Below are 674 nucleotides of genomic sequence, written 5' to 3' on the forward strand. Positions count from 1 at the left end.
GTCAGCGATATCTTGATTTTGACATTTTGGGCAACGGAGCTCCTTAGTCAACTCAAGGTAATTCATGCGCCTTTCTTCATCAGAAAACTGATAAACGTCTATATTTGCGCTAATAGGAAGCGAAAAGAAAGTTGTAAGGGAAAACAGCAAAATTAATCTGCTTGTGAGCTCGTTCATAGCACCACCTTTCCTTCGAGTTTGTCGATCAAAGGCTTAAGCGTCGAGTGCCAGACTTTGTCATCAACGACACCAACATGGCGATGCCTGACATATCCGTGCTGATCGATAATGTATGTCTCTGGAGCACCATAAACACCTAGATCAAATCCAAGCTTTCCCTCAGGGTCGTAAATGTTGAATGTATAAGGGTTGCCTAGTTTTGCAAGCCAAACCTGAGCAGCATCACGCTCATCCTTGTAATTTAATCCAGCGATTTTGACGCCCTGCTCTGACAGAGTGTTTAGATAGGGGTGCTCAACTCGACACGATGGGCACCAGGTTGCCCAGACATTTAAGAGCATTACCTCACCGCTGAATACTGAGTTATTGAGCTGCTTATTTTGGTCTGACAAAGAACTCAGCTGAAACTTCGGTACTGGGTCGTTTAGCCGTGCCGTTTCTAGTTTGGTAGGATCCTTACCGATAGCGGTATATAGTATGAGCCCAAGAGCAAT

2 protein-coding genes are annotated in these 674 nt (G+C 44.7%); both read right to left on the bottom strand.

What is annotated here, in order from left to right:
- On the bottom strand, nucleotides 1-177 hold a 177-nt coding region (locus A3761_RS25500; protein WP_197472827.1), incomplete at its 3' end, for a cytochrome c-type biogenesis protein CcmH.
- The coding region (locus tag A3761_RS04890; RefSeq protein WP_156491605.1) for a DsbE family thiol:disulfide interchange protein at nucleotides 174-674 on the bottom strand (501 nt) is incomplete at its 5' end. The genes A3761_RS04890 and A3761_RS25500, both read right to left, overlap by 4 nt.

The sequence above is a fragment of the Oleiphilus sp. HI0123 genome, assembly GCF_001635315.1.